The sequence below is a fragment of the Halochromatium sp. NSM3 genome (assembly GCF_059621085.1).
Map to the genome: position 1 here is coordinate 1 of NZ_JCAQIA010000067.1, position 6,296 is coordinate 6,296.

Below are 6,296 nucleotides of genomic sequence, written 5' to 3' on the forward strand. Positions count from 1 at the left end.
AGTCCGAGAGAAACTGCTGTAGACTCAAACCCTTCTGAAACTGGATCTTGTTCTGCGGCATCGCTGATTTCCGCCTGGTTACCCTCTTTGCAGTCTAGACTAGAGCCAGAGAATTGGCTGAGATTCGTGAATAATCAGGTAGGCCCAAACCCAAACCGTTTTCCTGAAAAGCTTTGGGTGGAGATGGCTGATGGTTTCATGGCGGCTACTGGCGCACTGTTCCAATACCTAGAGGGCTGGAGATTTACAAAGGCCAATCCAGAGCTAGTCCAGTCTGCTAGAAAGCACCTAGATGAGTGCTAATCGGGTAAGAACGGGTGTTTAGCCCGCCCTCCCCACACTACCTAATATGCGAGTTCGCATTAGGCGGTTCAAAAGAAAGGAGCACATGAGGACTTCAGCCAAAGCTATGCGCTGTCATGGCCTTGACTATCCCCTAGTTTACCTGTTGCGGCTAGCCAAAAAGCAGCAGATCGTTATTGAGCATCTGACCAGAGACCTGAAAGCCTTTCACATTCTCTCTAACACGTTCAGAAATCGTGCTACTCGCATGGCTGATCAGGTCATTTTGGTCGTCGCAGGCTTGGCTAACCTCAAAAATAATTATGCTGTTCAGTGAGATACCGGTTTTTGTTTAGTCACAAGTCTATTAAGTCGTTGTTGACCACTAAGCTAAGTATTGGAACAGACAATGATCAAAGTCCGAGAAACTCGTGTGTGCTGGGTTCCGTTTCATCTTTCCAGCAGTTCACCCCGTTGCCGTCAGATTCTCGAAAAGTTCGGCCTGACGCTTGTTAGCAGGACGAACGGCTTGCTTGGATGTCCGTCGCTCACCGGGATGATCCGAATACTCCCCGATCAAGTGATGATACTTTTCAGCCAGTGGCCTTACAGGCTCTGGTTTTGGGACAGGCGTTCTCACCGGAGGCAGCAGCTTGAGCGTATCTCGAGCCGTGTGGTCGCCAAGGAGCTGATAGCGGATCTCACGCGCAAGGACCTCGGCCAACAGTGACGGAACCGCGTTGCCGATCATCTTCTGAACGTCAGTCCGGCCACAGTCAAAGCTCAGTCCATCCGGGAACGTTTGGATTCGACACATCTCCGCAGCCGTCAACTTCCTGTTGCTCCAGTGAAACGGGCCGATGGATGAGCCGGGCTGAGCCTGGATCGTCCATGAAGGAAGACGTTTGGACAGCTTGAGCATGAAGCTCCAGTAGCGCGTTCGCCAGCCGAACAGTGGCTCCCCGCCTCCACGATTTGTGTGCCACAGGTAGTTGTTCCCCTCCGGGATGGAAGGCAGCAGGTCAGCCCATTTTCCGCCGACCTTCAGAGATGGATCTGTCGGATAGCGCGGGAGGTCACCAATCGCGTCCCAAGCTGTCCGATATGGCAAGAGCCCCTTCGCTAGCAACGCTTCATTGTCAGCCGCGCAGTGGGTTGGCTTCGGAAAAACAAACTCAGTGCCTTCACGGCTTCCGATGAGAAAGACGCGCTCTCGAATCTGTGGAACACCGAAATGCGCGGCGTTGAGCATCTCCCAGCTAACCTTGTAGCAGGTTCCGGTTTCTCTGTTGATCTGCTCGATGCCTTGAAGCAAGTAGCGCAGCCCTTCGTCCTTGTTCTTGTAGGCCAACCCATACACGTTCTCGAGGAGAAAGGCTTTTGGGCGTGCATCGCGAAGCACACGCAGATATGCTGTAAGCGTATCTGCGCGGGGGTCATCGAGGCGGAGCGCGTCGCCTTTGGCCCAGTAGCCCGATTTTGAGAACGGTTGGCAAGGGGGGCCTGCGATCAAGATGTCAGCATCGCCGGGCTTGACATCCGCCGCGTTCAGGATCGCTTCCGAGCTGTGGTCGTGGATATCACCTTCGAGAACGGGCCAGCTACGGTTACGGCGCAAAGCCGTGCAGGCAGCGCTATCGAGTTCCACCGCCGCTATGGTCTCGAAACCGGCGGCCTCGAACCCAAAGTCAAGCCCTCCGACGCCAGTGTAAAGACTAATCGCGCTGTGCATTGTGCTCATGCCTCGTTCTCATGGGGGTATGGTTCTTCGCGACGCCTTTGAAGGCGAGGCTACCACGATAGCAGATGAAACTTGTATCAACAATACAAACTCCTTTCCAAGAATGCTTCGGGTAAAGTTGCGCGAAGCCATGGACGACTACCGCCGCCGGTTCGGCGACCGTATGACGTACGAGAAGCTGGCTAACGTGACGGGGTTATCCCGGGCCACTTTGGAGTCGTTGGCGTCGCGCGAGTCGTACAACACACGTTTGAGCACGATTGACAAGCTTTGCATAGCGCTGTGCTGTGAGCCGGCAGACCTCTTGGAGCTTGTTAAGGACGAGGAAGGAGCTGGCTGTGAAGATCGACAAGAAGGTCGCTGCTGATTCTCTAAGAGCGGAGGCGCGCCGGCTCAAGGACGAGGAGCCGGCAAACGCGGCGTGGGAACAAAAAATCGAAGAGCTGTCGCGATTGTGCGAGGTGGGCGTCTCGAAGACGCACATCGCGTTTCTCGGGACGGCGATTCTTGCGAAGACCGTTGATTCGGATGCCGACCTTTTTGCCATCAAGCCAGAGCATGCGGACGGTAATCCACGGGCATTCTCAGCTCGGACATTGTGCCATTCGGTGCTTGTTCCACTTTCCGCCGAGCTTGGGTTTAGTCTCGGCGTGACGGGGCGCGAGCCTTTGAATAATCAGCCTTACTTCCGGATGACCCGCCTCGACGATGGGACTCCCGTCCATGCCGGAGGCCGCGTAGCGTTCGATTACATGGTTCAGCTTGTGCGAGAGCTGGATGCCACACATGACAGCGGAGAAGCCAGGTCTGCGCTGCGCGCGTTCATTAAGGTCAGATCAGGTTACCAGCCTCGCTATATTGACCACGATGGGGGGCATCTTGTTGAACCTACTGCTCTTGCCGAGCTGATCTCAAGATTCGTTCGTGACGACTCAGAGAGAGGAAAGCGTGCACAGGCAGTTGTTGCCGGTTTGGTCGATGTCTTTGCTGGCCCGGATCGTGTTGAAAGTGGGCGCATCAACGACCCAAGTAGGAGGCATCCTGGCGACGTTTGTGTCCACTCAGCTTCCGGTGACGGAACATGGAAAAAAGCGATTGAGGTTCGTGACAAGCCAGTTTCTTCTTCTGATGTTTTCGTCTTCGGCAAGAAGTGCATCGATATGGGGGTCCGCGAGGCAGCCGTTGCAATGTTTTCTGAGCGTCAACAGCTGCTCGATGAGCAAGGACTTCAGCGTTGGGCAGGAGGGTTTGGCATTGGTCTGACGCTCTTTTATGGTTGGACCGCGTTCGTTGAACAGGCCTTGTTCTGGAGCGAACTGCCAAAACCAGTCGCTGCTGGCCGTGCAACTGCGCACATCCATGAACGTCTGGTCGCTGTTGAAGCATCGTCGCGGGGTGTCGAGCTTTGGAACCAGTTGATCAAGAGCGGCTGAGAGGAATCCGCCAGGCATATTCCTCACAATTTCTCTTCAAACCCGAATATTGAGCCCTTTGCCGACAGGTTCGGTTTTTGAGTAAATAGGGGCCTGACCCAGCCCTTTTAAGGTCTCGTTCTCGCCCTGTCGCAACTGTTTGATTACACAAACGTGTATCCTGGCTGAGCACCCACGTCAGTTCGTTGCTGCACACGGCAACGTTCGTAAACAACTGATCTTGAATGTTGTTTTTATGCACCTTAAAAGGGCTGGGGCCTGACCCTAATTTACTATTAGTTCACGCCCATGCCGGGCGTACACGAGTTGCTACAGCCGATCCCGGTTCGCTCTTGTTCAACCGGCTCGGCTGAGCATGGCGTTGGAAGCAGTTGGCTGAAAGCGGCCTGTGAGGAGTTCCCATGCTTTTTGGAATATACGGCTTTAATTTTAAGGAACCTATCCATTGTGGTGGTTACACACTAACACCACTTTCTGTTAGCAATTCTAAAGTGGCAACTGATAGCCGGTCATTTCATTTAACTGGTTACATGGAAATAAATACCACTGATACCAAAAATAAAATAGAAGAAATAATTTTTGAGGTTTCTTCTATTCTAACTTTTATTCAACAAGAACACGTTATTATCACATATACTCCATCTGAAAATATTGATTTTCCAAAAAATCTTGATATTTTGGCATCGCGTACAAAAGGAGGAGAGCTTGTTATAAATGATAAGTCAAAGGAATCACTACTAAATTTATTGATAAATAAATTAAGTGATACAAGCTTTATAAGCTCAACTGATTTTAGAACAGCATTCTTTCGTAATGTTGAAATATGGAGATTAAATTCACACTTTATAGATATAACCTATTATTTTTGTTTCTCTGGTATTGAGGCATTAGCGCGTTGCAATCTCAATGATTATGATTCACCAGCAGCACAAGTTATTACTCCCTTCTTAGCATCTCTTGGATTTGAAATTACCCAAGATGAAATGCAGAATTATGCTCATGTGAGGAATGCGCTTTTCCATTGTGGGCGTCATTCTAAAATCATTGATAAAAATGGCTCAAAAGTCAAACTTAAGTTGTCCGACTTTGAAGGCAATATTATGATATTATTTCCTGATATTTTATTAAAGATAATTGAGTTTGACGACGGTCATGTTAACTGGAACAGGTGGAAAGATTTAATGGGCTTTTGTTAGTTCTGCTTTTAGTTGAGAATCATGCATGAAAATATATTACTGTTTTCTAACTTTGCGCTCCAACCCGAACGCCCGCTGTCGGGTTTTTTCGGTATTTCAGGTTCAGTGCAGGCGCGCGGCGGTTGAGCTTTAGGCGTTGGCCATGGCACCCTCTGCATGTTGATCTGATCGCCTACGTTAAATTATAGACCAGATGCGTTAGTTGTCTGGATTAGAAATGGCTGGACAATAACATGTTCTTGCAGTCACGACACACAACAGCAGCCATTGCTTTGATACTTGTTGTGCTAATTGCGCCATGGGTAACCGCAAGAGGGGTAGCGCTTTGGCATGGTCATTTTCGTGTGTTAGAGGCTAATCCTTGGAAGATTGAAATCATTGACGGCTCGGCGGGAGGTCATCGTGATGAGACTGGTCTTCCTCTTGTAACGCCGGACAAATGGAAGTCTCTAGGCAGAAAACCTAGGCACGATGATGTCGGCAAGATATTCGAGTTTTATGGAACCATGCCTGACATAAGTGGTCCATATTCTTTCCAGTCTACTAAAGGAGGTCTTTCGTTTACATCAAAGTACAGTATGCCTGACCAGTTTATTGAGATGGCAATGACAGACATAAAGATAGAATCATTAAAAATCTTTTTCATTGCATCATGCGGTCTGGCTGTGGTTTTGTCCTGCGTTGTAGCTCTTGCCAAATTTAGGAAAAAATCAAGCTGATTAAATTACCTAACAAGCTGCTTCAGCCGACCGCCCAAGCTTGTCGTTCGTCACTCCCCTTTGTCGAGCATTCTCGGGGTATCTGCGGGATAACATACGCCGCCGCAGGATATCCCGCGCAGGGATTCGGTTCAAGCTCCGATTGTCCACCTTGATATCCCGTGGTAAGTTATCTGGAAACCATACAATCACTGGTTGGGCGTCTTGATTGTAACCTGAGGCGTTACGCGCTACACTTGGCCAATGATACGCAGCTTCGCGCACAAGGGCCTGGAGAAGTTCTTCCTTAAAGGCACCAAGTCTGGAATACAGGCCAAACATGCCCCGAGGCTTCGTCTCATACTCGGCCGTCTCAACGCCTCGGTTGCCCCTGAAGATATGAATTTGCCAGGTTTGGCACTTCATCAACTCAGCGGGGATCGCTCAGGCGTTTGGTCAGTGAAGGTTAGCGGCAACTGGCGGGTTACGTTTCGCTTCGTCGGTGAGCATGCTGAAGTCGTGAACTATGAGGATTACCACTGAGGGGAAACCATGCTGATGCACAATCCGCCTCATCCCGGCGAAGTATTGAAGGAGCTCTGTATTGAGCCACTTGGGCTTACCGTCACTGATGCTGCCAAGGCATTGGGTGTGAGCCGCAAGACGCTGTCCACGGTTCTTAACGGCCGTGCAGGCATTAGCCCTGAAATGGCCATCCGCCTTTCCATCGCTTTTGACGCGTCCGCCGAGAGTTGGCTAAACCAGCAATCGCAATTTGATCTTTGGCAGGCTGAACAGCATAGATCGGAGCTCAAAGTTGAAAAGCTTTCTGCTGCGTAGCCGGCAGCCGCCCAACAAATCGTTGCAGCGGACGTTTTTACCCCCCCCCCAATTTGTGTGCCGAAATTGGGGGGGGGGGAAAAACCCCGAGAAGGAAGGGGTTTGG

The 6,296-nt window shown here is 50.6% G+C and carries 7 protein-coding genes; 6 read left to right on the forward strand and 1 reads right to left on the reverse strand.

Annotated features, from left to right (window positions below; genetic code table 11):
- Nucleotides 1-748 precede the first annotated feature (748 nt).
- Nucleotides 749-2,023: a DNA cytosine methyltransferase gene (locus tag AC54T3_RS16915; protein WP_496626485.1), complete on the reverse strand. Its 1,275-nt coding sequence runs from the start codon at nucleotides 2,021-2,023 to the stop codon at nucleotides 749-751.
- Between the two features lie 163 nt (nucleotides 2,024-2,186).
- On the opposite strand from AC54T3_RS16915, the gene AC54T3_RS16920 reads away from it, so the two are divergent.
- The 6 genes from AC54T3_RS16920 (at nucleotide 2,187) to AC54T3_RS16945 (ending at nucleotide 6,190) form a co-directional block, all read left to right on the forward strand.
- Nucleotides 2,187-2,390 carry a helix-turn-helix domain-containing protein gene (locus tag AC54T3_RS16920; protein ID WP_496626491.1) on the forward strand — a complete coding sequence of 68 codons (204 nt, stop codon included), beginning with the start codon at nucleotides 2,187-2,189 and terminating at the stop codon, nucleotides 2,388-2,390.
- Nucleotides 2,362-3,456: a restriction endonuclease, SacI family gene (locus AC54T3_RS16925; RefSeq protein WP_496626486.1), complete on the forward strand. Its 1,095-nt coding sequence runs from the start codon at nucleotides 2,362-2,364 to the stop codon at nucleotides 3,454-3,456. The genes AC54T3_RS16920 and AC54T3_RS16925 overlap by 29 nt, the downstream gene beginning before the upstream one ends.
- A gap of 401 nt (nucleotides 3,457-3,857) precedes the next feature.
- A complete protein-coding gene (locus AC54T3_RS16930; protein ID WP_496626487.1) occupies nucleotides 3,858-4,652 on the forward strand; it encodes a hypothetical protein in 795 nt (264 codons plus the stop codon).
- A gap of 233 nt (nucleotides 4,653-4,885) precedes the next feature.
- Nucleotides 4,886-5,371: a hypothetical protein gene (locus tag AC54T3_RS16935; RefSeq protein ID WP_496626488.1), complete on the forward strand. Its 486-nt coding sequence runs from the start codon at nucleotides 4,886-4,888 to the stop codon at nucleotides 5,369-5,371.
- Between the two features lie 243 nt (nucleotides 5,372-5,614).
- A complete protein-coding gene (locus AC54T3_RS16940; protein ID WP_496626489.1) occupies nucleotides 5,615-5,893 on the forward strand; it encodes a type II toxin-antitoxin system RelE/ParE family toxin in 279 nt (92 codons plus the stop codon).
- A 9-nt stretch (nucleotides 5,894-5,902) separates the two neighbouring features.
- On the forward strand, nucleotides 5,903-6,190 hold the full coding sequence (locus AC54T3_RS16945) for a HigA family addiction module antitoxin (protein WP_496626490.1): 288 nt from the start codon (nucleotides 5,903-5,905) through the stop codon (nucleotides 6,188-6,190).
- The last annotated feature ends 106 nt before the right edge of the window (nucleotides 6,191-6,296 follow it).